Below are 25223 nucleotides of genomic sequence, written 5' to 3'. Positions count from 1 at the left end.
CCCGCCTTCCGGCGGGGCCCGAGCTGACTTACGAACCGGACTTGCGCTTGTTCCACACGTCGAAGCCGACCGCGGCCAGCAGGGCGAGCCCCTTGATGACCTGCTGCCAGTCGGTGCCGACGCTGAGGAGGTTCATGCCGTTGTTCAGCACGCCGAGGACGAGACCGCCGATGATCGCGCCGAGCACGGTGCCGACACCGCCGCTCATGGACGCGCCGCCGATGAACGCCGAGGCGATCGCCTCCAGTTCGTAGTTCAGGCCCGCCTTCGGAGAGGCCGCGTTCAGGCGGGCGGCGATCGCCAGACCCGCCAGGGCCGCGAGCACGCCCATGTTCAGGAAGACCAGGAAGGTGACCTTCTTGTCCTTCACGCCGGACAGCTTCGCCGCCGGCAGGTTGCCGCCGATCGCGTAGATGTGCCGGCCGAAGACCGCGTTCCGCATGAGGTAGCCGTAGCCGACCACCAGCGCGCCCAGTACCAGCAGGATGATCGGGGCGCCCTTGTAGCTGGCGAGGAGCAGGGTGACCGTGAGGAGCGCGGCGGCGATGGCGACGAGCTTCAGCAGGAAGAGGTTGAACGGCACCACGTCCAGCGTGAACTCCTGCTGGCGCCTGCGGTCGCGGAGCTCCTGGAGGATCACGAAGGCGACCATCGCGAAGCCCAGCAGCAGGGTGATGTTGTGGTAGTTGGTCTCCGGGCCGACCTCGGGGAGGAAGCCGTTGCCCATCTTCTGCAGACCGCCCGGGAACGGGCCGAGGGTCCGGCCCTCCAGGAGGATCTCCGTCACACCGCGGAAGACCAGCATGCCGGCGAGGGTGACGATGAACGACGGTATGCCGAGATAGGCGATGAAGAAGCCCTGCGCCGCGCCCGCGACGGCGCCGGCCAGCAGGCACAGCACCACGGCGACCGGCCAGGAGAGGTCGTGCTGCACCGTCAGCACGGCCGCGAACGCGCCCACGAACGCCGTGAGCGAACCGACCGACAGGTCGATGTGGCCCGCGATGATCACCAGCATCATGCCGATCGCGAGGATCAGGATGTAGCTGTTCTGCAGGACCAGGTTGGAGACGTTGCGCGGCAGCAGCAGGTCGCCTTCGGTCCACACGGCGAACAGCGCCACGATCAGGCCGAGGGCGAGCAGCATGCCGTACTGCCGCATGTTGCGGCGCAGGCCGTCCAGCATCAGGTGGAGCAGACCTCCGCCCGAGGCCGGTCCGGTGCCGCCCGGCGGCGCCGGGGCCGGGCTCTTGGCGGTCACATCCGTGCTCATCGGGTTACCTCTTTGTCCTTCGTCATCTGGCGCATCAGCGATTCCTGCGAGGCCTCGGCCCGCGAGAACTCACCCGTGAGCCGCCCGGCGGCCATGGTGTAGATGCGGTCGCACATACCGAGCAGCTCCGGCAGCTCGGAGGAGATGAAGACGACCGCCTTGCCCTCGGCGGCCAGCTTGTCGATGACCGTGTAGATCTCGTACTTGGCGCCGACGTCGATGCCGCGCGTCGGTTCGTCGAGGATCAGCACGTCCGGGCCGGCGAAGATCCACTTGCTGAGGACGACCTTCTGCTGGTTGCCGCCGGACAGCTTGCCCACCGGTTCGAACACTGTCGGGGCCTTGATGTTCATCGACTTCCGGAAGCGCTCGGAGACCTGCCGTTCCTCGTGCTCGTCGACGACGCCCCGCTTGGCGACCTTGTCGAGGGCGGTCAGCGAGATGTTCCGGTTGATGGTGTCGAGCAGGTTCAGACCGTAGTGCTTGCGGTCCTCGGTGACGTACGCGATGCCGTGGCCGACCGCCTCGGGGACGGTCCTCGTGCGGATCTCCCGGCCGTCCTTCAGGACGGTGCCGCCCGCGTGGCGTCCGTAGGCCCGGCCGAAGACGCTCATCGCCAGCTCGGTGCGGCCGGCGCCCATCAGGCCCGCGATGCCGACGATCTCACCGCGCCGGACGCTGATCGACACGTCGTCGACCACCTTGCGCTGCTGGTCGATCGGGTGGTGCACGGTCCAGTTGCGGATCTCCAGCGCGGGGGCCGTGCCCTCCTCCGGCCGGTGCGGGGTGCGTTCGGGGAAACGGTGGTCGAGGTCACGGCCGACCATGCCGCTGATGATCCGGTCCTCGGTGGTCGCCGGGTCCTTCACGTCGAGCGTCTCGATCGACCGGCCGTCCCGGATGATCGTCACCGAGTCGGCGACCTTGCGGATCTCGTTCAGCTTGTGGGAGATGATGATCGAGGTGATGCCCTGTTTCTTCAACTCCAGGATGAGGTCCAGGAGTTTGTCGCTGTCCTCGTCGTTCAGGGCCGCGGTCGGCTCGTCGAGGATGAGCAGTTTCACCTTCTTGGAGAGGGCCTTGGCGATCTCCACGAGCTGCTGCTTGCCCACGCCGATGTCGGCGACGCGGGTCTCCGGGTGGTCGGTGAGACCGACCCGGCGCAGCAGCTCGGTGGCGTGCCGCAGGGTCTCGTTCCAGTTGATCAGTCCGCGGGTGGCGTGCTCGTTGCCGAGGAAGATGTTCTCCGCGATGGACAGGAACGGCACCAGCGCCAGCTCCTGGTGGATGATCACGATGCCGTGCTGCTCGCTCGCCCGGATGTCCTTGAACCGGCAGGGCTCCCCCTCGAAGAGGATCTCGCCCTCGTAGCTGCCGTGCGGATGGACGCCGGAGAGCACCTTCATCAGGGTGGACTTCCCGGCGCCGTTCTCGCCGCAGATGGCGTGGACCTCGCCCTGCCGGACGGTCAGCGTGACGTCCGACAGCGCTTTGACACCGGGAAAGGTCTTGACGATCGAGCGCATTTCCAGGACGGGTCCCGCCATGGTCGTGCCTTCCAATCAGTGGGGGGCGGCGGTTACTTGAGGTCGCTTTCCTTGATGTAGCCGGAGTCGACGACCGTCTTCCGGTAGTTGGCCTTGTCGACGGCGACCGGCTCCAGCAGGTAGGCCGGCACGACCTTCGCCCCGTTGTCGTAGGTCTTGGTGTCGTTGGTCTCGGGCTTCCTGCCGTCGAGCAGTGCGTCGACCATGCTGGTGGCCACCTCGGCGAGCTCACGGGTGTCCTTGTAGACCGTCATCGACTGCTCGTCGGCGATGATCGACTTCACCGAGGCGACCTCGGCGTCCTGGCCGGTGACGACCGGCAGCGGCTTGTCCTTGGAGCCGTAGCCGTCGGACTTCAGCGCCGAGAGGATGCCGATGGAGATGCCGTCGTACGGCGAGAGCACCGCGTCGACCTTGTCGCTCTTGTAGGACTTGGTGAGGATGTCGTCCATGCGGCGCTGCGCGGTGGCGCCGTCCCAGCGGAGCGTGGTGACCTGGGTCAGCTCCGTCTGGCCGGACTTGACGACGAGCTGCTTTTTGTCGATGTACGGCTGCAGGACGTTCATCGCGCCCTGGAAGAAGTAGCGGGTGTTGTTGTCGTCGTTGGAGCCGGCGAACAGCTCGAGGTTGAAGGGGCCCTTCCCGCCGCCGTCCTTCAGGCCGAGCTTCTCGACGATGTAGGTGCCCTGGAGCTCGCCGACCTTCTCGTTGTCGAAGGAGGCGTAGTAGTCGACGTTCTCGGTGCCGAGGATGAGCCGGTCGTAGGAGATCACCGGGATGTCCGCGTCGGCGGCCTGCTGGAGCACGTTGTTCAGCGACTTGTTGTCGATGGCCGCCACGATCAGCGCGTCCACGCCCTGCGTGATCATGTTCTCGATCTGCGAGACCTGCTGGTCGGGCTCGTCCTCGCCGTAGGCCAGCTTGGTCTTGAAACCCTTGGCCTCCAGGTTCCTGACGACGTTGTTGCCGTCGGCGATCCAGCGCTCGGAGGACTTGGTCGGCATCGCGATGCCGACGGTGGCCTCGCCCGAGCCGCCCTTGTCCTCCTCGCTGCCGCCCTCGCTGTTCTGGCCGCAGGCGGTCAGGGTGAGGGCGAGGGCGGCGGCCGAGGCGACGGCGGCGAGTGCGGCTCTGCGGTTACGCATGATCATCATCCTTGATGTGTGTGCGGGTCGGTCCGGACGGGCGAGGCGCTTCCGAGGGGGGCGGTCAGGGGCCGGGAAAGAGGTGCGTGCGATTGTGCGCGGCTGTGTCTGCTTCTGTGAAGCTGCGTTTCCGGAACGTTATGACGAGATCTCGAACCGGCTCAGATCGCCCGGAAGCCGCGAACCGAGCGGTGCCATGTCGCCGTCCGCGCCGTGCCGGGCCAGCAGGTCCAGGGCCAGCCGGCCGCGCCGCACGCGCTCCTTCGCGGTCGCCAGGGTCAGCTCCCGCATGTGGTGCCCGTACGGATAGATCCCGGGCGCCTTGGACAGGCCGAACTTCAGGTACAGCGGGGCGCCGCGCCGGATGAGTTCGGCGATCTCGTACATCCGCACGTAGCCGCCGAGGTCGTCGGGGGCCTCGACGTACATGTCCATCGGCGTGGCCGAGACCCGCCGTATCTCGGTGAGGTGATCGAGCGTCAGATCGCTGGGCACGTTGATCGAGTCGGCGCCGAGGTGCTCGTAGACCGCGAAGGAGGCCGGGTTGACCGGCCCGACGAGCGCCGAGAGCTTCAGCGTGGTGTCGGCGGGCAGCAGCCCGGCCGCGCGCGCCCGGTGCAGCGTCCACAGCACGCCCTCGTCGGCGACGAGCAGGCACGTGACGCCCAGCTCCGTGGCGCGCACGGCGTCCTCGACGCAGCCGGCGACCGCGTCGTGGCCCCGGGCGCGCAGTCCGGCGCCGCCCGAGTCGGTACGGGTGGAACCGCCGATGTCCCAGGTGCCGCGCGGGCCGGTGAACAGGCAGAGCTCGATGTCGCGCTCCGCGGTGGCCTCGGCCATCTCGGTGATCTCGGCGTCGGTCAGCATCCAGACGCCGCTGCCCTGGCTGATCCGGTGGATCGGCACGTCGAGGCGCGAGGCCTCCTTCAGTACCACGGCCAGCGCCTCCGGGCCCTCGCACGAGGGGATCTCGGTGCGCCAGCGGCCGCCGCCGGGGAAGGTGTGCGGCGAGGCGTCGGCGGGGTCGAGGGTGGGTGCGCTCAAGCCGAGCGCGGTGAGGGTCTGCTCACCGGGCCTGCGGGGAGCCGTGGCGGAAGCGTCGGTCACAGGAGGTCCTTTGGTTCGATATGTCGGACGAAGTTCGCGGCTCTGGGTGCGAGTCGGGAGGAACGGAAGTGGACGTACGCCGGTACGGGGGCCGTCAGGTCGCCCCCGTACCGGCGTACGGGCTAGGGACGCAGCAGGACCTTGCCCACCTTGGGATCGCCGGACCCCACCAACTCGATGGCCTGCGGGAACTCGGCGAGCGGCAGCTCGTGACTCACCAGCGGCAGCGGATCGAGCAGCCCGGCGGCGAACACCCGCACGGTGTGCGCCCAGGCGTCCGGCGGAGCGCCGAAGACGGTGTGCACCTCCAGCTGCCGTACGACCAGGTCCGTGGGGTCGAGCCCGCCGGCGCCCGGCGCCGGGATGCCGGTGAGGACCAGCCGTCCGCCGCGCCGCAGCAGCGAGGCCGCCGTACGGGCCGCGTCCGCGGACCCGGCGGTCTCGATCACCACGTCGAAGTCGTCCGGGAGCGCCCGGTCCCTGGTACGGAAGTCGGTGGCCCCGTACTGCCGGGACAGTGCCTCGCGGTCGCCCCGGGAGCCCACCACCAGCAGCTCGGAGGGGGAGTTGGAGCGCAGGAACTGCACGGCGAACATCCCCAGCGTGCCGGTGCCGACCACCGCGACCCGCTCGCCGGGCACGGCGTTCGCCTTCAGCGCGGCGGCGGCGATGCAGGCGGCCGGCTCGAGCAGCGCGGCGGCACTCAGGTCGGCGTCGTCCGGGAGGACGTGCAGCAGCCGGGCCGGGAGGGTCAGCGTGGCGGCCATGGCACCCGGCTGGGTGAACCCGGTCTCCTCGTAGCCCGCCGAGCACAGCGTCGTCTCACCGGCGTGACAGCGGTCGCAGACCTGGCAGTTGCGGAAGCCCTCGCCGACCACCTTGCGGCCGACCAGCGCGGCGGGCACGCCCGCGCCGACCCGCTCCACGGTCCCGGACCACTCGTGGCCCGGGGTGAGCGGGTACCGCACGTACCCCTCGGGCCGGTTGCCCTGGTACACCTCGCGGTCGCTTCCGCAGATGCCCGAGGCGTGCACCCGCACCAGGGCCTCGCCCGCCCCGGGCTCGCGCGGCTCGTGCGGGACCAGACGGTGCTCGCCGGGGCCCTCGATGACGACCTGGGTGCTCATCGCGTCCCTCCCGGGCGGCCGGCGGTCACTTGGTGCCCTTGGGCTTGCGCATCTCCCAGCCCTCGGCCCACAGGTCGAACCGGGCCTGCTGCTGCGGGAACTCGGCCGCCGCGTCGACGTCCAGCTCCACGCCGAGGCCGGGGGCGTCGGAGAGGTGGAAGCAGCCGTCCTCCGGGTTCACCTGGGGCGCGCCCTTGACCACCTTCTTGATCTCCGCGTCCGCGAAGTCGTTGAAGTGCTCCAGGATCTTGAAGTTCGGCGAGGTGAAGCCGACCTGGAGGGACGCGGCGGTGAGCACGGGGCCGCCGACGTTGTGCGGGGCGACCAGCATGTAGTGGGTCTCGGCGGTCGCGGCGAGCTTGCGGGTCTCCCAGATGCCGCCGATGTGGCCGACGTCCGGCTGGATGATGTCGACGGCCTGGCTCTCGAAGAGCTCACGGAACTCGATCCGGTCGTGGATGCGCTCACCGGTGGCGACGGGCATGTCGACCTTCGCGGCGACCTTCTCCAGCGCCTTGAGGTTCTCCGGCGGAACCGGCTCCTCCAGCCAGGCCGGCTTGAACGGCGCCAGCTCGTGCGCGAGGCGGACGGCCGTGGCGGGGGAGAAGCGGCCGTGCATCTCCAGCATCAGCTCGGCGTCGGGGCCGATGGCGTCGCGGACCGCCTCGATCAGGGAGACCGCGTACAGGCTCTGCTGGTGGTCGAGCTCGAAGTGGCCGGTGCCGAAGGGGTCGATCTTGAGCGCCCGGTAGCCGCGCTCCATCACGGCCCGCGCGGCCTTGTGGTACGCCTCCGGGGTGCGCTCGGTGGTGTACCAGCCGTTGGCGTACGCCTTGACCTTGTCGGTGACCTTGCCGCCGAGCAGCTGCCAGACGGGCACGCCCAGGGCCTTGCCCTTGATGTCCCAGCAGGCCATCTCGACGACGGCGACACCGGACATCACGATCTCGCCGGCGCGGCCGTAGTCGCCGTACTTCATCCGGCGGACCAGGTCCTCGACAGCGAACGGGTCGGAGCCGAGAATGTGGTTGACCTCGGCTTCCTTCAGGTAACCCAGGAGGGCGTCGGTGTGGCCCAGCATCCGGGTCTCGCCGATTCCGGTGATGCCCTCGTCGGTGTGCACCTGGACGTACGTCAGGTTGCGCCACGGCGTCCCGACCACGTGTGTGCTGATTCCGGTGATGCGCACGGCAGTTAGCCCCTCGCTGTGATGGTGGACCTTCGTGTCGGTGTTCGCAGTCCGAGGTGTTCGATATTTCGTCACACGTTCGAAATGCTGGCGTGACAGTAAGGACGGGGCGGTGAGGGTGTCAATGGGGTGGACGCATAACGGTTTCGGCAGTTTCGAAGGGTCTGGGCGTTGGTCCGCACCAAACCTTCACAGGGAGGCCTATGAGGCGGGCCCGAACGGAACCTAACCTTCCAGCGTCATGGATTTTTGCCACCCGTGCCGACGGCACCTCAACGGCGCCCTCGCCTGCCCCGGCTGCGGCACGCCCGTCGAGACGCTCCACGTCCGGTGGCAGGATCCCGGGGCGCCTTCGGCGTACGGGGACGGGGCGTACGGGGCCGCCCGGGCCGGGGAGGGCCCCGGCGGGTACGCCGACGAGCCGCAGGACGGCGGGCCGCGCGGGCGCCGGGCGGGCCGGGGCCGGGATCCGGAGTCGCACCAGGGGCCGGGACCGGACCCGGACGAGGCCCCCGTGACGAGGGAGAGCCGACGGGACCGCAAGGCCGTGGCGCACCGCCGTCGGCGCTACCGCACCCTGGTGATCGCGGCCGGGTTCGTCCTCGCGGCGGGCGGACTGAGCCTCGCGGAACTCGGCCCGGACGCGCCCGGATCGGAGCCGGAGCCGGCGGCGGCCGGGAGGGTGTCGCCCGACGGCGGCGCGACGGAGGTGGAGCCCTCGAAGCCGGCGGGCGGCGGTGTCGCGGGAGCCGCGGCGCCCGGGAAGTCGCCCGGTGCGGAGCCCTCCGGCTCCCCGTCGGCTTCCGGCTCCCCGTCGGCTTCCGGCTCCCCGGAGGCGGAGGGGGCGGAGGAGGCGGAGGAGGCGGAGGAGGGGGAAGCCGAGGAGGACGCGTCGTCCGCGTCCGCACCCCCGCCCACGGCCGGCCCGACGACGGCTCCGCCGCCGGAGCCCTCGGCGGAGCCGGAGACTCCGGAGCCGGACCCGACCACGGAGGAGCCCGAACCGGAACCCGAACCCGCGGAGACCTGCGACCGGTTCCTGTGGTGGTGCGCCTGACTCGACCGTGTGGACCGACGCTCCCGTCGGCGGCCGCTGCCGCCGGCCCCACCCTCCGCGGGCAGTCGCACCTCCCCCGGCGCCTCAAAGCCCTGGGAGGCGCCCCAGGGCGACGGGGGGTTCCCGCTCGAGCGGGGCCGAGAGGGAGGAGAGGCCGGGAAGGGAGGCGCCCCCGTGGGCGCCGGGCGGTGCGCTCCGCCCCGGCCCGCACCGACGCGGGGCACCCGCAAGGCACCGGGCTGCGTGAACCCCCGGCCCGCCGGCCGTGGGCGCTACCCCAGCATCCTGCGCAGCGCGTCCCGCAGCGCCACCCGCTCCGCCTCCGAGAGTCCCGCCAGCGGCTCGCGGGCGAACCGCAGCGACTCCCGCAGGCTTCGCGCCACCCGCCGCCCCTCGGCCGTCGCGGCCGCCAGCTTCACCCGCCGGTCCGCCGGATCCGGCCGACGCTCCACCAGGCCCCGCGTCTCCAGCCGGTCGACGATCCCGGTGACGTTCGACGGCTCGCACTTCAGCCGCTGCGCCAGCTTCCGCATCGGAAGCGGTTCCAGGGACAGCAGGCTCAGCAGCTTCGCCTGGGCGCCCGTGAGGGCGTGACCGGCGGCGGCTTCCTCGTACTCCTCGTGGTAGCGGGCCACCACCGAGCCGATGAGCTCGACGACCTCCAGGGTGAGGGCGTCGGGACGGCGCGGGGCGGTGTCGGGTGTGGCCATGCGCCCCAGGGTACCCGGTTACTTGACATCCTGAAATGTTCAGTCGCATGGTTGTTTCAGGTAGTGAAACATCCCGACGAAAGGTGCCCGGCCATGACCGCCCCCACACCCCCCGCCACCGGTCGCGAATGGCATCTGCTGAGCCGTCCCGTCGGCTGGCCGAAGCCCGAGGACTTCGCCCTCGTCGAGGCGGAGGTCCCCGCCCCGGGTGAGGGACAGGTGCTCGTACGGAACGAGTACCTCTCCGTCGACCCGTACATGCGCGGCCGGATGAGCGCCGCCAAGTCCTACGTCGCCCCCTACGAGCTGGGCAAGGCCATGCAGGGCGGCGCCGTCGGCGAGGTCGTCGCCTCGAACGCCGAGGGGATCGCCGCCGGCGACCACGTCCTGCACTTCCTCGGCTGGCGCGAGTACGCCGTCGTGGACGCGAAGAACGCCGTCAAGGTGGACCCGGAGGCGGCGCCCCTCCCGGCGTACCTGGGCGTGCTGGGCATGACCGGCCTCACCGCCTACGCCGGCCTGCTGCGCACCGCCGCCTTCAAGGAGGGCGACTGCGTCTTCGTGTCCGGTGCCGCAGGTGCCGTCGGCAGCCAGGTCGGGCAGATCGCGAAGCTCAGGGGCGCCTCGCGGGTGATCGGCTCGGCCGGCTCCGACGAGAAGGTGAAGCTGCTCGTCGAGGAGTACGGCTTCGACGCAGCCTTCAACTACAGGACCGGCCCCGTGAGCGAGCAGTTGCGCGCCGCCGCCCCGGACGGGATCGACGTCTACTTCGACAACGTCGGCGGCGACCACCTGGAGGCGGCCATCGGCAGCCTCAACCGGGACGGCCGGATCGCGGTCTGCGGGATGATCTCGGTCTACAACAACACCGAGCCCGCCCCCGGCCCGCGCAACCTCGCCCGGCTGATCCAGACCCGCGGCCGCATCGAGGGCTTCCTCGTCGGCGACCACTACGACCTCCAGCCGCAGTTCGTCCAGGAGGTCGGCCCCTGGGTCCGCTCGGGCGAGCTGAAGTACCGCGAGACGGTCGTCGAGGGCATCGAGAACAACCTCGAGGCGTTCCTCGGCGTCCTGCGCGGCGACAACACCGGAAAGATGATCGTCAAGCTCTGACCCGACCGTGACGCCGCCCGCCGACGGTCGTTGCGTACGACGGGGCCGCACCCCTGGACGTGGGGTGCGGCCCTCGCCCGTACCGCAGGACGGCACCCCGATAGGGTTCCCCCCATGCGCGATCTCGGGGCGGGTTTCCGGTACCTCCTGAAGGGCCAGCGGTGGGTGGCCCGGCACGGCAGGCAGTTCGGGTTCGGACTGCTGCCAGGGCTGATCACCCTGGTGCTGTACGCGGCGGCGCTGGTCGCCCTGGCGCTGTGGGGGGAGGACTTCGTCACCTGGGCGACGCCGTTCGCCGACGACTGGTCCAGCCCCTGGGCCGGGCTGTTCCGCGGCTTCCTCACCGCCGTGCTGTTCGCGCTCGGCCTGCTGCTGTCCGTGCTCACCTTCACCGCGGTGACCCTGCTCATCGGGCAGCCGTTCTACGAGAGCCTCTCCGAGGAGGTCGACCGGGACGTCTCCCCCGACGGCACCGCCCCCGAGTCGGGCCTGCCCCTGCTGCGGGAGCTGTGGATCTCGGCCCGCGACAGCCTCCGCATCGTCGTACGGGCCCTGGTGTGGGGCGTGCTGCTGTTCGCGCTCGGATTCGTCCCGGTGGCGGGGCAGACCGTCGTACCGGTGATCGGGTTCCTCGTCACCGGGTTCTTCCTCACCGAGGAGCTCACCGCCGTCGCGCTCCAGCGGCGCGGGGTCGAACTGCGCGAGCGACTCGCCCTGCTGCGGTCCCGCAGGACCCTCGTCTGGGGCTTCGGCACACCTCTGGGGCTGGCGTTCCTGGTCCCGTTCGTCGCCGTGTTCCTGATGCCCGGCGCGGTCGCCGGCGCCACGCTGATGGCGCGCGACCTGCTCGGTGAGGAGACCGCAGGGGAGGACGCCGAGAAGCCCGGGAAGGAGGACGTCCCCTCATGACCGAAGTGCTCGCGGTCGCCGTCATCACCGTCCTGGCCGTGATCGCCCCGGGCGCCGACTTCGCCATGGTGGTGCGCAACAGCTACCTCTACGGCCGTCGCACCGGCCTGCTCGGTGCGCTCGGCGTCGCCGCCGGGGTCCTGGTGCACGTCACCTACACGATGCTCGGTGTCGGACTGCTGATCGCCTCCTCCACCTTCCTGTTCACGGTCGTCAAGCTGGTCGGCGCGGCCTACCTCGTGTACATCGGCGTCCGCACCTTCCGCACCCGCGGCGAGGTCACCGTCGACCTGGAGGACAGGACGGGGCTGACCCCGTTCGCGGCGCTGCGCACCGGTTTCCTGACCAACGTCCTCAACCCGAAGACGACCCTCTTCGTCGTCTCGACGTTCGCGCAGGCCGTCGGCCCCGGCACCCCGGTCCTCCAGCAGGCGGGCTACGGCCTGTTCATGTCGCTGGCCCACCTGCTGTGGTTCGGCGCCGTCGCGGTGTTCTTCTCCCACGACCGGATGCGCACCCTGATGCTGCGCGGCCAGAAGGTCCTCAACAAGGTCATCGGATCCGTCCTGGCCGGCCTCGGCGTCAGCCTCGCGTTCGCCCCGTCGCACTGACCGCCACGGTCACGATCGACCGCACCTGCCCGATGATGTCCCGACGGTTCCGTACGAACTCGGGGTCGGTGACCTCGGTGTTCCCGGTGCCGAACCGCAGTCGTGGGTACGGCGTGCCGGAGGCCGCGCCATCACGCGCCCGACACGATCCACGCCACGGCTCGCGTCCGCCGCGGGCAGTCGTGCCCCCAGTGCCTTGAGGGCCCGGGAGGCACCCCGGGGCGATGGGGTCCCCGCTCGAGCGTAGCCGGGAGTGGCAGAGGCGCCCCGCAGGCGCCGGCCCGCGCGACCCCTCCGGCCCACACCGGCATCGCCCCCCGGCCCACCCCGTCGCGGTCCTGTGTGAAGGCTTCGTACGGAATCCGGGCGGGCATGCTGATCGAGGGCCGTGATGTCGCCGCAGTGATTAACGTCTGGTCCGGGGAACACCCACATGAGCAGCCCCGGCCCGGGACCCTGACCCCGGGCCGGGGCTCATGTGCACAGCGGTGCGCGCCGTTCCGGCTACCGCACCCCGAAGCCGTACACCGTCTCGGAGCGGAACACCTCGCCCGGCTTCAGGACCGTGCTCGGGAACTCCGGGCGGTTCGGGGAGTCGGGGAAGTGCTGGGTCTCCAGCGCGATGCCGTCGCCGGGGGTGAAGGGCTCCCCGATGTGGTCCGCGGTGTACAGCTGCATCCCGGGCTCGGTGGTCGCCACCGTCAGCACCCGGCCCGACGTCGGGTCGTACAGCTCGGCGACCTCCTCGGCAGTCGCCGTCACCCCCTTGTCGAGCGCGAAGTTGTCGTCGTACCCGGTACCGACCTCGCGGGCCTCGCGGAAGTCGAAGCGGGTGCCGGAGACGTCGGCGAGCTCACCGCTCGGGATCAGGTCCGCGTCGGACGGGGTGCGGCGGGAGGCGGCGATCCGCAGTTCGTGCCCGGCCGCGCTGCCCGAGCCGGCCAGGTTCCAGTACGAGTGGTTCGTCAGGTTCACGTGCGTCGGCGCGTCCGTCACCGCCTCGTACGCGATCCCCAGTGCGCCCCGCTCGTCCAGCGCGTACGTCACCGAGACCTCGAGACGGCCCGGGAAGCCCTCCTCGCCGTCCGCGCCGACCAGGGACAGCCGCAGGCCGTGCTCGACCGGGCTGACGTCCCACACCCGCTTGTCGAAGCCCCGCTCACCGCCGTGCAGCGAGTTCGGCCCGTTGTTCGCGGCGAGCGTGTGGTCGCGCCCCTCCAGGGAGAAGCGGGCGCCCGCGATCCGGTTGGCGTACCGGCCGATCAGGGCGCCCAGGAAGGGCTCCGGATGCCGGAGGTAGCCGTCCAGGTCGGAGAACCCCAGCACCACGTTCCCGGCCCGCCCGTCCCGGTCCGGCACCTCGACGTCCTGCACGATCCCGCCGTAGGACAGGATCCGCACCCGCACGCCCGCCCGCTCCAGGGTCCAGCGGTGCACCGGCGTGCCGTCGGAAAGTGTGCCGAAGAGTTCGTTCATGTGCGAAACGATAGGTCACGGCTGCTTCGCCGTGACCGTCCGGTACGCGATCTCGGCCAGCTCGGCCTGCCCGCTCACACTGGGGTGGAACCAGTCCCAGCGGCTCAGCTGCTCGGTGCCGAACCGGTACTCGTACACCGCGCCGCCGTCGGAGCGGCAGCGGCGGTCCTCGGCGCAGACCTCCTCCAGCACCTCGTTGTAGTCCTCCACCCGGTTCTGCACCGTCTCGCGCCGCAGCGTCGCCGCCGCGTCCAGGGCGTCCGCGTCACCCAGCATCGACGGGCAGATGCCCAGCTTCCACACCTCCTTGCCCAGCGGACTGGTGCGCCCCTGCGACCAGAGCCGCTTCAGATCCGGCACGCTCGCCACGTACACCTGCGCCTTGGGCAGCGCCCGGCGCAGCGTGCGCAGCGCCTCCTCGAAGTCGGCACGGAAGTCCGCCACCGGCGTCATCGCCGACGTGGTCTCCCGGCAGGCGTCGTTCGCCCCGGCCATCACCGCCACCAGCTCCGGGCTCCGCCGCACCGCCCGCTCCATCTGCCCCGGCAGGTCCGCCATCCGGGCCCCGGTCACCGAGTAGTTCCAGCTCCGCTCGGCCGCTCCCGCCCGCCCCAGCAACCGTACGGCGAGACTGTCGACCTGCTCGCTGCCGCCCGTCGCCCACGACACCTCGGGGCAGTCCGTCAGCACCGCGCACGCGTCGAAGCCGCGCGTGATGGAGTCCCCCACGGCGGCGACCGAGTCCGGACCGGTGTCCCACACGGGCGTGGGCTTCGGGGACGGCCGTCCCTTCTGCGCCGCCGTGCCGGACGGGGCCGGGGAGCCGCCGCCGACGGCGTCGCAGCCGGCCACGCCCAGCGCGGCGGCCGTCACCACGGCGAGCACGGCCCGTGAAGTGCGCCCGCGCCCCGGCGTCCTCTGCTCCATCCGTCGCCTCCCGGCGTGTCGTGGTCCGTCAATCCCCGCCCATGACAACGCACGGGGGTTCCCGCCCCGCCCGTACAGGCGTCCTGCCGGGTGAATGACGCAGGTTTCCCGGTGCCGGGACCGACGGTACGTCACACTCCTTGCGTCATCGCACGGTAGCCTCGCCATCAACGTGGTCCGCCCGGGCCGCGGCCGTTCCGTCCGTTCCAAGACGACCCGCTCAGCCCGGAGGTTCCGGTGACGACCCGTGGAGTTCTGTACGTGCACTCCGCGCCGCGCGCGTTGTGCCCGCACGTCGAGTGGGCCATCGCCGGGGTGCTCGGCACGCGCGTCAGCCTGGACTGGATCCGCCAGCCCGCCGCCCCCGGCACCTGGCGCTCGGAGTTCTCCTGGCAGGGCCAGGCCGGCACCGCCTCCAAGCTCGCCTCCGCGCTGCGCGGCTGGCAGATGCTGCGTTTCGAGGTCACCTCCGAGCCCTGCCCCACCGCCGAGGGCGAGCGGTACAGCTGCACCCCCGACCTGGGCATCTTCCACGCCGTCACCGGCATCCACGGCGACATCCTCGTCCCCGAGGACCGCCTCCGCGCCGCCCTGGTCCGCTCCCGGACCGAGGAAACCGACCTCGAGTCGGAGATCGCCAAACTCCTCGGCAAGCCCTGGGACGACGAACTGGAACCCTTCCGCTACGCAGGAGAGGGCGCCCCGGTCCGCTGGCTCCACCAGGTGGTCTAGAAGACACCGGGAAGTACAGCGCCCCGACAGGCGCCCGGGGGACTGCGTGCTGGGCCCCGAGGACCCGCACCCGACCGTGCCCCCTGGGCGCGAAGGGGGCGAAGCCCCTTGAGGACGGGGCGGCAGGGGCGGCGGGACGAGGAAACCTGGTCCACCCCACGGCGAAGGGCCCCCGCCTCACCAGAGGCAGGAGCCCTTCCAACCGCAGCCGACGCCCGTCACACGGAACGGAACGCCAGCACCACGTTGTGCCCGCCGAACCCGAACGAATCGTTCAACGCGGCGATCCGCCCGTCCACGGGCAGCTTCCGCGCCTCACCGCGCACCACGTCCGCGTTCGCCTCGGGGTCGAGGTTCTCGACGTTGATGGTCGGCGGAGCCACCCGGTGGTACAGCGCGAGCACGGTGGCCACCGACTCCACCCCGCCCGCCCCGCCCAGCAGGTGACCCGTCATCGACTTCGTCGCGGAGACCGCGAAGTGGTCCGCGTCGTCCCCGAACACCTTCCGCAGAGCCTTCAGCTCCGCGATGTCACCGGCCGGCGTGGACGTCGCGTGCGCGTTGACGTGCACGATCTCCGCCGGATCGAGGTCCGTCCGCTCCAGCAGGTTCCGCAGGGCGTGCGAGATGCCCCGCCCCTCCGGTTCCGGCTGCACGATGTCGTGCGCGTCGGCCGAGATGCCCTGACCGACCGCCTCCGCGTACACGCGGGCGCCCCGCGCGGCGGCGTGCTCGGCGGACTCCAGGACGATCACGCCCGCCCCCTCGCCGAGGACGAAGCCGTCACGGGCGACGTCGTAGGGGCGCGAGGCGCCCTCGGGGTCGTCGTTGTTCTTGGACATCGCCATCATGTTGCCGAACGCGGCGATCGGCAGCGGGTGGATCGCCGCCTCCGTGCCGCCCGCGACGACGACGTCGGCACGGCCGGTGCGGATCATCTCGATGGCGTAGCCGATGGCCTCGGCGCCCGACGCGCAAGCGGAGACCGGGGTGTGCACACCGGCGCGGGCGCCCACCGCGAGACCCACGTTCGCGGACGGGCCGTTCGGCATCAGCATGGGGACGGTGTGCGGGGAGACCCGGCGTACGCCCTTCTCCTTCAGCACGTCGTGCTGGTCCAGCAGGGTCGTGACACCGCCGATGCCGGAGGCGATGACCGCGCCCAGCCGGTCGGGGTCGACGTTCGGGTCCTCGCCGGCCTTGGCTTCGAAGCCGGCGTCGGCCCACGCCTCCTTGGCCGCGATCAGCGCGAACTGCGCCGAGCGGTCCAGGCGGCGGGCCTGCGGCCGGGGGATGACCTCGGTGGGCTCCACGGCCACCCGGGCCGCGATGCGGACCGCCTGCTCGGCGGCCCACTCCTCCGTGAGGGGCTTGACGCCGGAACGTCCGGTGACCAGGCCCTCCCAGGTCGAGGCTGCGTCGCCACCCAGCGGTGTGGTTGCGCCGATACCGGTGACGACCACGGTGCGATTGGTCGGGCTCATCGGAATGCTCTCTCCAACGGATCTACGAGGATTCGTACGGCGCCACCGCCGGGTGGCGGGGCCAAGATCCCGGCCCCCGGGCCTCCCGTGCGGACGGAAGGCCCGGCAGGGCTCAGGCCTGGTGCTTGAGGATGTACTCGGTCGCGTCGCCGACCGTCTTGAGGTTCTTGACGTCGTCGTCCGGGATCTTGACGTCGAAGCGCTCTTCGGCGGCGACGACGACCTCGACCATGGACAGCGAGTCGACGTCCAGGTCGTCGGTGAAGGACTTGTCCAGCTGGACGTCCTCAACCGGGATGCCGGCGATCTCGTTCACGATCTCCGCGAGACCGGCGACGATCTCTTCCTGAGTGGCGGCCATGATGGCGCTCCTTCGTTGTGATTCCAGAGGATGGGACGGTGGTTCCTCGCGCACCGGACGCATGATCCGGCACGGAGTGCCTAAGGGAGGGTAACGACCGTGGCGGCGTAGACGAGACCCGCCCCGAAGCCGATGACGAGCGCGGTGTCGCCGCTCTTCGCCTCGCCGGTCGCCAGGAGCCGCTCCATCGCGAGCGGGATCGAGGCGGCCGAGGTGTTGCCGGTGGTGCGGATGTCACGGGCGACCGTGACGTGCTCCGGCAGTTTCAGGGTCTTCACCATCGAGTCGATGATCCGCACATTGGCCTGGTGCGGGATGAAGACGTCCAGTTCGTCCGCGGTGATCCCGGCCGCGTCCAGCGCCTGCTGTGCGACCTTCGCCATCTCGAACACGGCCCAGCGGAACACCGCCTGGCCCTCCTGCGTGATCGCGGGAAACTTGATGTCGCCCTTGCTGTCGAGGGGCAGCTCGGAGACGTCGCCGCTCCTGAAACGGTCCCACGGGACCGTCTGCTTGATCGTCTCGGACTTGTCGCCCTCGGAGCCCCACACGGTCGGGCCGATCGCCGGCTCCTGGGACGGGCCGACCACGACCGCGCCCGCGCCGTCGCCGAACAGGAAGGCCGTGGCCCGGTCCTCCAGGTCGGTCAGATCGCTCAGCCGCTCCACGCCGATGACGAGCACGTACTCGGCGGAACCTTCCACCACCATGCCCTTGGCCAGCGTCAGGCCGTAGCCGAAGCCCGCGCAGCCGGCCGAGATGTCGAAGGCGGCGGCCTTGTCCGTGCCCAGCTTGTCGGCGATCTCGGTCGCGACGGCCGGGGTCTGGCTGAAGTGCGAGACGGTCGAGACGACCACGGCGCCGATCTGCGAGGCGTCGATCCCGGCGTCCGCGATCGCCTTGCCGGACGCCTCGATGGACATCGCGGCGACGGTCTCCTCGGGAGACGCCCAGTGCCGGGTCTCGATGCCTGAGCGCGAGCGGATCCACTCGTCGGACGAGTCGATCGTCTCCAGGATCACCTCGTTCGGCACGACCCGGGTGGGCCGGTAGCCGCCCACGCCGAGGATGCGGGCGTACGGGGCGCCCCTGCTGGGCTTGATCTTCGCCATGCGGGTCGGCTCCTTAAGGGCGTCAGGCGTGCTCGGCGACGAGCTCGCGGGCCGCGTCGAGGTCGGCGGGGGTCTTCAGCGCCAGCGTCTTCACACCGGGCAGGGCGCGCTTGGCGAGACCGGTCAGGGTGCCGCCGGGGCAGACCTCCAGGAGGGCGGTGACGCCGAGCTCCTTGAAGGTCTCCATGCACAGGTCCCAGCGGACCGGGTTGGCGACCTGGCCGACCAGGCGCCGAAGCACCTCGGCGCCGGTCGCGACCGCCTTGCCGTCCTTGTTCGACACGTAGGTGACCTTCGGGTCGCCCGGCGTCAGGGCCTCGGCGGCCTTCGCCAGCGTGTCGACCGCGGGGCCCATGTGGTGGGTGTGGAAGGCACCGGCCACCTTGAGCACGACGACCTTGCGCACGCCCTCGGGCTTGTCCGCCTCCAGCGCGGCGAGCTGCTCCTTGGTGCCGGCTGCGACGATCTGGCCCGCGCCGTTGATGTTCGCCGGGGTCAGGCCCAGCTTCTCCAGGTGCGCCACGGTCGTCGCGGGGTCGCCGCCGAGCAGCGCCGCCATGCCGGTCTCGGTGGTCGCGGCGGCGTCGGCCATGGCCAGACCCCGCTTGCGGACCAGGGAGAGCGCGGCGCTGTCGTCCAGGACGCCGGCGAGGGCGGCGGCGGTGATCTCGCCGACACTGTGACCGGCGACGGCACCGGGTGCCACGTCCCCGAGCGCGGAGGCGGACAGCAGCCCGGCCGCGACCAGCAGCGGCTGGGCGACGGCCGTGTCGCGGATCGCGTCCGCGTCGGCCTTCGTGCCGTAGTGGACGAGGTCGAGTCCGATGGCGTCGGACCACGCGGCGACGCGCTCCCCGGCACCGGGGAGGTCGAGCCATTCAGTCAGAAAGCCGGGAGTCTGGGCACCCTGGCCAGGAGCGACGAGTACGAGCACTCTCACACTCTCTCTCGGGGACGGCCACGGCCGCCCGTGAGGACAAGGACGAAGAACAGGGGGCGGTTTTGTGGAGCCCCGACAAAAGGCTACGAACGGAGATCGCCGTCGGCCAGACGCCCCAGGATCAGCGCGATCCGCAGCGTGAACGCAGAGCGTACATCGGAGGGTGACCATCCGGTGACGTCAGTCACACGTCGGAGCCGGTAACGAACGGTGTTGGGGTGAACGAACAGCATCCGTGCCGCGCCCTCGAGGCTGCTCGCCTGCTCGAGATAGACACTGAGCGTCTCCAGCAGCGCGGCCCCGGCATCCTCCAGCGGTCTGTAGATCTCCTCCACCAACTGCTCGCGGGCCGAGGGGTCCCCGGCCATCGCCCGCTCCGGCAGCAGATCGTCCGCCAGCACCGGGCGCGGGGCGTCCTGCCAGGCGGAACACGCCTTGAGACCCGCCGCGGCGGCCTGCGCCGACCGGGTCGCGGCCAGCAGGTCCGGCACCACCGGGCCCGCCACCACCGGCCCCGCCGCGTACGGCCCGATCAGCGACTTCGCGACCGCCAGCGGGTTGTCGCTGCCACCCGCGATCACCACCAGCCGGTCGCCGAGCACCCCGGTCAGCACCTGGAGCTTGGCGTGCCGGGCGGCACGCCGGATGGCCTCCACGGTCAGCTCGGAGTCCCCGTCGGGCGCGGTGCCCAGCACCACGCACACATGCTCGGGCGAGTTCCACCCCAGGGCGGAGGCCCGCGACACGGCCCCCTCGTCGGCCTCGCCGCTGAGCACCGCGTTCACCACCAGGGACTCCAGCCGGGCGTCCCAGGCACCCCGTGCCTCGGCGGCCTGGGCGTACACCTGGGCCGTGGCGAAGGCGATCTCCCGCGCGTACACCAGCAGCGCCTCGCGCAGCACGCTCTCGTCGCCGGGCGCCGCCACCTCGTCGATGGCGGACTCCATGACCTCGATGGTGGTGCGCACCATCTCCACGGTCTGCCGCAGCGTGATCGCCCGGGTCAGCTCGCGCGGCGCGGTGCCGAAGACATCGGTGGAGATGGCCTGCGGAGCGTCCGGGCGCCGGAACCACTCGGTGAACGCGGCGATGCCCGCCTGCGCGACCAGACCGATCCAGGAACGGTTCTCCGGTGGCATGGCCCGGTACCAGGACAGCGTCTCGTCCATCCGCGTGATCGCCTGCGCGGCGAGGCTGCCGGACGACTTCTCCAGCCGCTTCAACGTCGCGGCATGCGGATGGGCGGGGCGCGCTGCGGCTCGATGGGCGCTGGTCTCGGGTTCGGGCACGGGGACAAGACTGCCTTATCGGTACGGCCGCGCGTGTCGCCGGGTCTACGGTGGACCGTGTGATGGACGTACGGCGGGCACGGGAGCGCTACTGGGGCGGCGATCCGGCGGCCGGGATCGAGACCTGGCACGCCTTCTCCTTCGGCCCCCACTACGACCCGGACAACCTCCGCTTCGGCGCGCTGATCGCCTGCAACGAGGAGCACCTCGCCCCCGGTGCCGGCTTCGACGAGCACCCGCACAGCCACACCGAGATCGTGACCTGGGTGGTGGAGGGGGAGCTGACCCACCGGGACTCCACGGGCCGGGAGACGGTGGTCCGCCCCGGCGACGTGCAACGCCTGAGCGCCGCGTCCGGCGTCCGCCACGTGGAACGCAACGCGGGCGGCCGCCCCCTGACCTTCCTCCAGATGTGGCTGGCTCCGCTGGAGCCCGGCGGCGACCCTTGTTACGAGGTCGTCCGCGGTACAGCGGACTCCACTCCGTACGCCCTCCCGGAGGCGGGCGCGCTGCTCCACGTACGCCGGCTGTCGGCGGGGGAGCGGACCGCCGTCCCCGACGCCGCGTACGCGTACGTCCACGTCGTCCGCGGCGGTGTCCGCCTGGACGGCGAGGAGCTGGGGCCGGGGGACGCGGCCCGCATCACGGACGCGAAGGATGTCGAAGCGGTCGCCGTGAGCCCGGCGGCGGAGCTGCTGCTGTGGGAGATGCGGGGCGTCTAGCGGAGGGCGTCGCCGTCCCGCCCCGAGGGGCGGGACGGGTGTCGGCGCGCGTTCACCGAGTTTTCCGCACGCGTTCCGAACGCTCCGTCGCGGATCGACGTCTTCCCCCGTGCAGACCGCGCAGGGGCCGGCGGTCGGCACGGCAAGGCAGGACAAGGCCCGCTCCGGATATGTCCGTTGGGAGAGATGTATGAAGTCGTGGCGTTCCCGTATCGCCGCTGCCGCGGTCGGCACCGCGATGGTCGCGATTCCGCTGACCGCGGGTCCGGCGTCCGCCGCCGAGACCAACCCCTGGGGCTACCGGATGGTCGGTGGGACGGTGGACCAGCTCGAGTGCGCGCGGGACGGGCAGGAGCTCCTCGCCCAGGGGTGGGTGAACTTCTACTGTGACTGGGACGGCTACTTCTGGGTCCTGTGGGCCCTCCCGGCGAAGGACCAGCCACCGACGGGCGGGTGACCGGCACAGCAAGCCGGGGCCGGCCGGTGGCCGTGGGGGCCGCCGGCCGGCGCGCGGTGCTCAGCCGCGCAGTTCCGCCAGCACCGCGTCCGTGAACGGCGGCCACGCCTCGATCGCCCAGGGGCCGAAGGCTCGGTCGGCGAGGGCCACGCAGGCCGCGCCCGCGTCGGGGTCGATCCACAGGAACGTGCCCGACTGGCCGAAGTGGCCGAAGGTGCGAGGGGAGGACGACGCGCCCGTCCAGTGCGGGGACTTGGAGTTACGGATCTCGAAGCCGAGGCCCCAGTCGTTGGGGTTCTGGTGGCCGTAGCCCGGCAGGACGCCCTTGGCGCCGGGGTACTGGACCGTCATCGCAGCGGCGACCGTGCGCGGGTCGAGGAGGCGCGGCGCCTGCACCTCGGCGGCGAAACGCAGCAGGTCGTCCACGGTGGAGACGGCGTCCTTCGCCGGGGAGCCCGCCAGCGAGGTCGACACCATGCCCAGCGGCTCCAGCACCGCCTGCCGCAGGTACTCCGGGAACGGGATCTCCGTCGCCCTCGCGACGTGGTCGCCGAGCTGTTCGAACCCCGCGTTGGAGTACAGGCGCCGCTCACCCGGGGCCGAGGTCGCCCGGTGCTCGTCGAAGGCCAGCCCCGAGGTGTGCGCGAGCAGGTGCCGGACCGTCGAGCCCTCCGGGCCGGCCGGTTCGTCCAGCTCGATCGCGCCCTCCTCGTACGCCACGAGCACCGCGTACGCCGCGAGCGGCTTGGTGACCGAGGCCAGCGGGAAGCGGTGTCCGGTCGGGCCGTGCGTGCCCGACACGGCACCGTCCGCCCGTACGACACCCGCCGCGGCGGTGGGGACCGGCCAGTTCTCGATCAGCGCGAGGCTCTTCAGCGACATGCCGACGAGCCTAAGCGCTCAGAGCGTCAGCTCCAGCAAGGGGTCCGGTTTGGGCCTGAAGCCCAGCGCGACGTACAGCGGCTCGGCCTGCGGGGACGCGGTGAGGCGGACCCGACGGGCGCCGCGCTCGCGGAACCACTCCAGCAGCGCCTCCACGCAGGCGCGCGCGTAGCCGCGGCGGCGCGCGTCCGGGTCGGTGGCGACGCTGAACACGTACCCGTCGGTGCCGCGCGGATTGCGCGCACCGCCGATGCGGTACTCCAGCGATCCGGCCACCAGCGCCGCCGGCGCGCCCGGCCGCTCCGGGTGGTCCACGACGAACGCCACGAAGGCGCCGTCCGGCTCGGACAGCCTGCCGCGCAGCACGGGCAGCGACTCGGCGTGCCAGGCCGTGGACGGGTCGGACAGGGGCATCGAGTCGATCATCATCTGGCGCAGACGCGGCACTTCCTCCGCGTCCTTCGGTGTCGCACGGCGTACAGAGGTCATGACCGTACGCTAATCAGCCATCCGCCTCCGAGTCCCGCCCGTTTCCTGCCTTCAGCGGTTGCTTGGAGTGCACTCCAGCGTTCTAGCGTGGGGCCATGACGTTGACGGAGACGGAGACCACGGGGGCCGGCGCCGACACCTGCGCCGGGCCGCCGCAGGGGGATCGACGGCCGGACGGCGCGGACAAGTACACGATCAGCGAGGTCGTCGCCCTCACCGGACTGACGGCGCACACCCTGCGCTGGTACGAGCGCATCGGACTGATGCCGCACATCGACCGGTCCCACACCGGCCAGCGCCGCTACAGCAACCGCGATCTCGACTGGCTCGCCCTCGTCGGCAAGCTCCGCCTGACCGGGATGCCGGTCGCGGACATGGTGCGGTACGCGGAGCTGGTCCGCGCGGGCGATCACACGTACACCGAGCGTTTCGAGCTGCTCCGGCGGACCCGCGAGGACGTGCTGTCCCGGATCGCCGAGCTCCAGGGCACGCTCGCCGTGCTCGACCGCAAGATCGGATTCTATGCGGACGCCGGGCGGGCCCTGGCGTCGGAGAGGACATGATGACCGACGTCGGCAGGATCGGTACGGCCGCACTGGGCGAGGGCGGCCCCCTGGTGGGCGTGCAGGGCCTCGGCTGCATGGGCATGAGCTTCGCCTACGGACCGGTGGACGCGGACGCCTCCCGGGCGACCCTGGAGCGGGCCCTGGAACTCGGCGTCACGCTCTACGACACGGCGGACGCGTACGGCGCGGGCGACAACGAGCGGTTCCTCGCCCCGTTCTTCCAGGCCCACCGGGACGAGGTGGTCGTCGCCACCAAGTTCGCCCTGTCCATCCCGCCGGACGACCCGACCCGGCGGATCGTCCGCAACGACGCGCCGTACATCCGCGAGGCCGTCGAGGCGAGTCTGAAGCGCCTGGGCGTCGACGTGATCGACCTCTACTACATGCACCGGCGCGATGTGGACGTGCCGATCGAGGAGACCGTCGGCGTCATGGCCGAGCTGGTGCGCGAGGGCAAGGTCAAGCAGCTGGGCCTGAGCGAGGTCACGGCCGACGAACTGCGCGCCGCGCACGGGGTGCACCCGATCGCCGCCGTGCAGTCGGAGTGGTCGCTGTTCAGCCGGGACATCGAGGCGAGGGTCGTACCGGCCGCGCGCGAACTGGGCGTGACCCTGGTGCCGTACTCACCGCTCGGCCGCGGCTTCCTGACCGGCTCCTTCGCCGACGCCGACCAGGACCTGACGGCCGACGACTTCCGCCGCCGGATGCCCCGCTTCACGGGCGGCAACGCGGCGGCCAACGCGGCCCTCCTGGAGCCGGTCCGCACGATCGCCCGGTCCCACGACGCCACCCTCGGCCAGATCGCCCTGGCCTGGGTCCACCAGCGGTCGGAGGTCCACCACCTCCCGGTCGTCCCCATCCCGGGCACCCGCAGGCCGACCCGCGTGGAGGAGAACACGGCGGCGACCCGCATCACCCTGACACGGGAGGAACTGGCTCTCCTGGACCCCATCGCTTCCGAGGTGTCCGGCACCCGCTACGCGGACATGGCGTTCACGTCCGCGGGCAGGGAGTAGGACAACCCGCCAGGGGTGCGGGGAACTGCGCGCGCCACTGCGCACGACCCGCGCCCGACGGGCAACCGCACCCGGCAGACGCTAGAGCTCCGCGAGCAACTGCGCCTTCTTCGAGGAGAACTCCTCATCGGTGACCAGGCCGGCCTGGTGAAGCTCCCCCAGGTGCCGGATCCGCTCGGCGATGTCCGCGGGGTCACGGCGCGCACGCGCCGTGGACATCGCCGGCACCGGCGCACAGTTGCGCACCGCCGCCAGTACGGCCGCCGCGAACGGCAGCGACTCGTGCACGGGCCCGTACCCCAGCCCGAACACCACAGCCGCCGGATCCTGATCGGGCTGTCCCGCCGCCGCCCCCGCGTCCCGCGGCAGCAGCCGCAGATGTCCCTCGAACACCTCCGGCGACCGCCACTCCACCCCGCTCAACTCGCCCACCAAGAACCGCTGGTCGCCGGCCTTCCACTTCGCCGACGACGCCCCCGTCCAGAACCACCGGAACGACACCGCCGTACCGTCGAAGGTCGCCTTCCCGTCGTACGCCTTGAACTGCAGCGGAGCCTCGGGGGCGGCCACCAGGTGGCGTTCGGCGGGTCCGGACTCGGTGAGCTGCGCGCGCAGTTCGTCGGCGTAGTACTCGGCGAGCGTCTCGCGCTCGGCGGGCAGCACCAGCCGGTAGGGGTCGCTGCTCTCCCTCAGCTGGCCGGAGGCGGCCTCCAGCAGCGGGTCGGCTCCGGGCCGGAGTTCGATCCGCAGGACCACGGTGCCGCGTTTCCCGGGCGCGAGGGTCACCGCCTCGATCGCCTCCAGCGGGACCCGCCGTTCCCCGAGCGCCTGGAACAGCTTGGGTGTCCGGAGCCCCCGCTCGTAACGGATGAGCACGGAGTCGGGCCCGAACTCCCAGGCGGCATGAAAACCGGCCAGTACGTCACCCATGCGGCTCATCGTATGCGGCACGAGCTTCTCCGTCCCTTCTCCACGCATACCG

At 71.4% G+C, this 25223-nt stretch carries 26 protein-coding genes and 1 pseudogene; 9 read left to right on the top strand and 18 right to left on the bottom strand.

What is annotated here, in order from left to right; genetic code table 11:
- Positions 1-28: 28 nt before the first annotated feature.
- The 6 genes from mmsB to KYY02_RS14445 all read right to left on the bottom strand — a co-directional run bounded on the left by mmsB (position 29) and on the right by KYY02_RS14445 (position 7388).
- Positions 29-1273 (bottom strand): multiple monosaccharide ABC transporter permease, encoded by a 1245-nt coding sequence (gene mmsB / locus KYY02_RS14470; RefSeq protein ID WP_371238335.1) that lies wholly within the window; start codon positions 1271-1273, stop codon positions 29-31.
- Entirely contained in the window at positions 1270-2820 is a 1551-nt protein-coding gene (mmsA, locus tag KYY02_RS14465) for a multiple monosaccharide ABC transporter ATP-binding protein (protein ID WP_371238334.1), read from the bottom strand. The genes mmsB and mmsA overlap by 4 nt, the downstream gene beginning before the upstream one ends.
- A 32-nt stretch (positions 2821-2852) precedes the next feature.
- Complete coding sequence (gene chvE / locus KYY02_RS14460) at positions 2853-3965, bottom strand: multiple monosaccharide ABC transporter substrate-binding protein (RefSeq protein ID WP_371238333.1); 1113 nt, start codon at positions 3963-3965, stop codon at positions 2853-2855.
- 138 nt (positions 3966-4103) lie between these two features.
- Positions 4104-5072: a hypothetical protein gene (locus tag KYY02_RS14455; protein ID WP_371238332.1), complete on the bottom strand. Its 969-nt coding sequence runs from the start codon at positions 5070-5072 to the stop codon at positions 4104-4106.
- 122 nt (positions 5073-5194) lie between these two features.
- Positions 5195-6199 carry a zinc-dependent alcohol dehydrogenase gene (locus KYY02_RS14450; RefSeq protein WP_371238331.1) on the bottom strand — a complete coding sequence of 335 codons (1005 nt, stop codon included), beginning with the start codon at positions 6197-6199 and terminating at the stop codon, positions 5195-5197.
- 25 nt (positions 6200-6224) lie between these two features.
- Positions 6225-7388, bottom strand: coding sequence for a mandelate racemase/muconate lactonizing enzyme family protein (locus KYY02_RS14445; RefSeq protein ID WP_371238330.1), 1164 nt, complete (start codon positions 7386-7388; stop codon positions 6225-6227).
- A gap of 241 nt (positions 7389-7629) precedes the next feature.
- Here KYY02_RS14445 and KYY02_RS14440 point away from each other — a divergent pair, with 241 nt between their 5' ends.
- Positions 7630-8445 (top strand): SCO2400 family protein, encoded by an 816-nt coding sequence (locus tag KYY02_RS14440; protein WP_371238329.1) that lies wholly within the window; start codon positions 7630-7632, stop codon positions 8443-8445.
- 272 nt (positions 8446-8717) lie between these two features.
- Here KYY02_RS14440 and KYY02_RS14435 read toward each other — a convergent pair whose 3' ends face one another.
- Positions 8718-9155 carry a MarR family winged helix-turn-helix transcriptional regulator gene (locus tag KYY02_RS14435; RefSeq protein WP_371238328.1) on the bottom strand — a complete coding sequence of 146 codons (438 nt, stop codon included), beginning with the start codon at positions 9153-9155 and terminating at the stop codon, positions 8718-8720.
- A 93-nt stretch (positions 9156-9248) separates the two neighbouring features.
- On the opposite strand from KYY02_RS14435, the gene KYY02_RS14430 reads away from it, so the two are divergent.
- The 3 genes from KYY02_RS14430 (at position 9249) to KYY02_RS14420 (ending at position 11788) form a co-directional block, all read left to right on the top strand.
- The gene (locus KYY02_RS14430) at positions 9249-10268 is read left to right on the top strand and encodes an NADP-dependent oxidoreductase (protein ID WP_371238327.1); all 1020 of its coding nucleotides are present in this window, start codon (positions 9249-9251) and stop codon (positions 10266-10268) included.
- Positions 10269-10382: 114 nt separating this feature from the next.
- Positions 10383-11177 (top strand): EI24 domain-containing protein, encoded by a 795-nt coding sequence (locus tag KYY02_RS14425; protein WP_371238326.1) that lies wholly within the window; start codon positions 10383-10385, stop codon positions 11175-11177.
- Entirely contained in the window at positions 11174-11788 is a 615-nt protein-coding gene (locus tag KYY02_RS14420) for a LysE family translocator (RefSeq protein WP_371238325.1), read from the top strand. Before KYY02_RS14425 ends, KYY02_RS14420 begins: the two co-directional genes overlap by 4 nt.
- On the opposite strand, the pseudogene KYY02_RS14415 reads toward KYY02_RS14420, so the two are convergent.
- From KYY02_RS14415 to KYY02_RS14405, 3 genes and pseudogenes are all read right to left on the bottom strand, one after another.
- Positions 11760-11894, bottom strand: a pseudogene (locus tag KYY02_RS14415) (pyroglutamyl peptidase); the annotation flags it as partial. The gene KYY02_RS14420 and the pseudogene KYY02_RS14415 sit on opposite strands and share 29 nt — an antisense overlap.
- A gap of 398 nt (positions 11895-12292) precedes the next feature.
- Positions 12293-13264, bottom strand: a complete 972-nt coding sequence (locus tag KYY02_RS14410; RefSeq protein WP_371238324.1) for an aldose epimerase family protein — start codon at positions 13262-13264, stop codon at positions 12293-12295.
- 15 nt (positions 13265-13279) lie between these two features.
- Positions 13280-14191, bottom strand: coding sequence for an SGNH/GDSL hydrolase family protein (locus KYY02_RS14405; RefSeq protein ID WP_371238323.1), 912 nt, complete (start codon positions 14189-14191; stop codon positions 13280-13282).
- 237 nt (positions 14192-14428) lie between these two features.
- On the opposite strand from KYY02_RS14405, the gene KYY02_RS14400 reads away from it, so the two are divergent.
- Entirely contained in the window at positions 14429-14923 is a 495-nt protein-coding gene (locus KYY02_RS14400; RefSeq protein WP_371238322.1) for a DUF3145 domain-containing protein, read from the top strand.
- A gap of 218 nt (positions 14924-15141) precedes the next feature.
- On the opposite strand, the gene fabF is transcribed toward KYY02_RS14400, so the two are convergent.
- From fabF to fasR, 5 genes are all read right to left on the bottom strand, one after another.
- Positions 15142-16407, bottom strand: a complete 1266-nt coding sequence (fabF, locus tag KYY02_RS14395) for a beta-ketoacyl-ACP synthase II (protein WP_371238321.1) — start codon at positions 16405-16407, stop codon at positions 15142-15144.
- Between the two features lie 112 nt (positions 16408-16519).
- Entirely contained in the window at positions 16520-16768 is a 249-nt protein-coding gene (locus KYY02_RS14390) for an acyl carrier protein (protein WP_004988657.1), read from the bottom strand.
- A gap of 80 nt (positions 16769-16848) precedes the next feature.
- Positions 16849-17880, bottom strand: a complete 1032-nt coding sequence (locus KYY02_RS14385) for a ketoacyl-ACP synthase III (RefSeq protein ID WP_371238320.1) — start codon at positions 17878-17880, stop codon at positions 16849-16851.
- Between the two features lie 22 nt (positions 17881-17902).
- On the bottom strand, positions 17903-18814 hold the full coding sequence (locus KYY02_RS14380) for an ACP S-malonyltransferase (protein ID WP_371238319.1): 912 nt from the start codon (positions 18812-18814) through the stop codon (positions 17903-17905).
- Between the two features lie 89 nt (positions 18815-18903).
- A complete protein-coding gene (gene fasR, locus KYY02_RS14375) occupies positions 18904-20109 on the bottom strand; it encodes a fatty acid biosynthesis transcriptional regulator FasR (RefSeq protein ID WP_371238318.1) in 1206 nt (401 codons plus the stop codon).
- A gap of 62 nt (positions 20110-20171) precedes the next feature.
- On the opposite strand from fasR, the gene KYY02_RS14370 reads away from it, so the two are divergent.
- Together KYY02_RS14370 and KYY02_RS14365 are read left to right on the top strand one after the other, a co-directional pair.
- A complete protein-coding gene (locus KYY02_RS14370) occupies positions 20172-20831 on the top strand; it encodes a pirin family protein (RefSeq protein WP_371238430.1) in 660 nt (219 codons plus the stop codon).
- A gap of 190 nt (positions 20832-21021) precedes the next feature.
- Positions 21022-21288 (top strand): hypothetical protein, encoded by a 267-nt coding sequence (locus KYY02_RS14365; RefSeq protein ID WP_371238317.1) that lies wholly within the window; start codon positions 21022-21024, stop codon positions 21286-21288.
- 60 nt (positions 21289-21348) lie between these two features.
- On the opposite strand, the gene KYY02_RS14360 is transcribed toward KYY02_RS14365, so the two are convergent.
- Positions 21349-22170, bottom strand: coding sequence for a serine hydrolase domain-containing protein (locus tag KYY02_RS14360; protein ID WP_371238316.1), 822 nt, complete (start codon positions 22168-22170; stop codon positions 21349-21351).
- 18 nt (positions 22171-22188) lie between these two features.
- Positions 22189-22659, bottom strand: a complete 471-nt coding sequence (locus KYY02_RS14355) for a GNAT family N-acetyltransferase (protein ID WP_371238315.1) — start codon at positions 22657-22659, stop codon at positions 22189-22191.
- A gap of 101 nt (positions 22660-22760) precedes the next feature.
- Here KYY02_RS14355 and KYY02_RS14350 point away from each other — a divergent pair, with 101 nt between their 5' ends.
- Both KYY02_RS14350 and KYY02_RS14345 read left to right on the top strand, forming a co-directional pair.
- Positions 22761-23222, top strand: a complete 462-nt coding sequence (locus KYY02_RS14350) for a MerR family transcriptional regulator (RefSeq protein WP_442538148.1) — start codon at positions 22761-22763, stop codon at positions 23220-23222.
- A complete protein-coding gene (locus tag KYY02_RS14345; protein ID WP_371238429.1) occupies positions 23222-24241 on the top strand; it encodes an aldo/keto reductase in 1020 nt (339 codons plus the stop codon). The genes KYY02_RS14350 and KYY02_RS14345 overlap by 1 nt, the downstream gene beginning before the upstream one ends.
- 81 nt (positions 24242-24322) lie before the next feature.
- Here the strand turns inward: KYY02_RS14345 and KYY02_RS14340 are convergent, their stop codons facing one another.
- The gene (locus tag KYY02_RS14340; RefSeq protein WP_371238313.1) at positions 24323-25171 is read right to left on the bottom strand and encodes a DUF4429 domain-containing protein; all 849 of its coding nucleotides are present in this window, start codon (positions 25169-25171) and stop codon (positions 24323-24325) included.
- Between the last annotated feature and the right edge of the window lie 52 nt (positions 25172-25223).

This window comes from Streptomyces pimonensis (assembly GCF_041380215.1).
GTDB classification, from domain to species: Bacteria; Actinomycetota; Actinomycetes; order Streptomycetales; family Streptomycetaceae; genus Streptomyces; species Streptomyces pimonensis.
This window is presented reverse-complemented; position numbering and strand designations above follow the sequence as displayed.

Coding starts and splice junctions, on each gene's coding strand:
- mmsB (WP_371238335.1), bottom strand. CDS start 1,273: ATGAGCACGGATGTGACCGCCAAGAGCCCGGCCCCGGCGCCGCCGGGC.
- KYY02_RS14425 (WP_371238326.1), top strand. CDS start 10,383: ATGCGCGATCTCGGGGCGGGTTTCCGGTACCTCCTGAAGGGCCAGCGG.
- KYY02_RS14345 (WP_371238429.1), top strand. CDS start 23,222: ATGACCGACGTCGGCAGGATCGGTACGGCCGCACTGGGCGAGGGCGGC.
- KYY02_RS14340 (WP_371238313.1), bottom strand. CDS start 25,171: ATGGGTGACGTACTGGCCGGTTTTCATGCCGCCTGGGAGTTCGGGCCC.
- mmsA (WP_371238334.1), bottom strand. CDS start 2,820: ATGGCGGGACCCGTCCTGGAAATGCGCTCGATCGTCAAGACCTTTCCC.
- KYY02_RS14385 (WP_371238320.1), bottom strand. CDS start 17,880: ATGGCGAAGATCAAGCCCAGCAGGGGCGCCCCGTACGCCCGCATCCTC.
- KYY02_RS14370 (WP_371238430.1), top strand. CDS start 20,172: ATGGACGTACGGCGGGCACGGGAGCGCTACTGGGGCGGCGATCCGGCG.
- fabF (WP_371238321.1), bottom strand. CDS start 16,407: ATGAGCCCGACCAATCGCACCGTGGTCGTCACCGGTATCGGCGCAACC.
- KYY02_RS14430 (WP_371238327.1), top strand. CDS start 9,249: ATGACCGCCCCCACACCCCCCGCCACCGGTCGCGAATGGCATCTGCTG.
- KYY02_RS14450 (WP_371238331.1), bottom strand. CDS start 6,199: ATGAGCACCCAGGTCGTCATCGAGGGCCCCGGCGAGCACCGTCTGGTC.
- chvE (WP_371238333.1), bottom strand. CDS start 3,965: ATGCGTAACCGCAGAGCCGCACTCGCCGCCGTCGCCTCGGCCGCCGCC.
- KYY02_RS14390 (WP_004988657.1), bottom strand. CDS start 16,768: ATGGCCGCCACTCAGGAAGAGATCGTCGCCGGTCTCGCGGAGATCGTG.
- KYY02_RS14435 (WP_371238328.1), bottom strand. CDS start 9,155: ATGGCCACACCCGACACCGCCCCGCGCCGTCCCGACGCCCTCACCCTG.
- KYY02_RS14360 (WP_371238316.1), bottom strand. CDS start 22,170: ATGTCGCTGAAGAGCCTCGCGCTGATCGAGAACTGGCCGGTCCCCACC.
- KYY02_RS14420 (WP_371238325.1), top strand. CDS start 11,174: ATGACCGAAGTGCTCGCGGTCGCCGTCATCACCGTCCTGGCCGTGATC.
- KYY02_RS14355 (WP_371238315.1), bottom strand. CDS start 22,659: ATGACCTCTGTACGCCGTGCGACACCGAAGGACGCGGAGGAAGTGCCG.
- KYY02_RS14365 (WP_371238317.1), top strand. CDS start 21,022: ATGAAGTCGTGGCGTTCCCGTATCGCCGCTGCCGCGGTCGGCACCGCG.
- KYY02_RS14410 (WP_371238324.1), bottom strand. CDS start 13,264: ATGAACGAACTCTTCGGCACACTTTCCGACGGCACGCCGGTGCACCGC.
- KYY02_RS14440 (WP_371238329.1), top strand. CDS start 7,630: ATGGATTTTTGCCACCCGTGCCGACGGCACCTCAACGGCGCCCTCGCC.
- KYY02_RS14405 (WP_371238323.1), bottom strand. CDS start 14,191: ATGGAGCAGAGGACGCCGGGGCGCGGGCGCACTTCACGGGCCGTGCTC.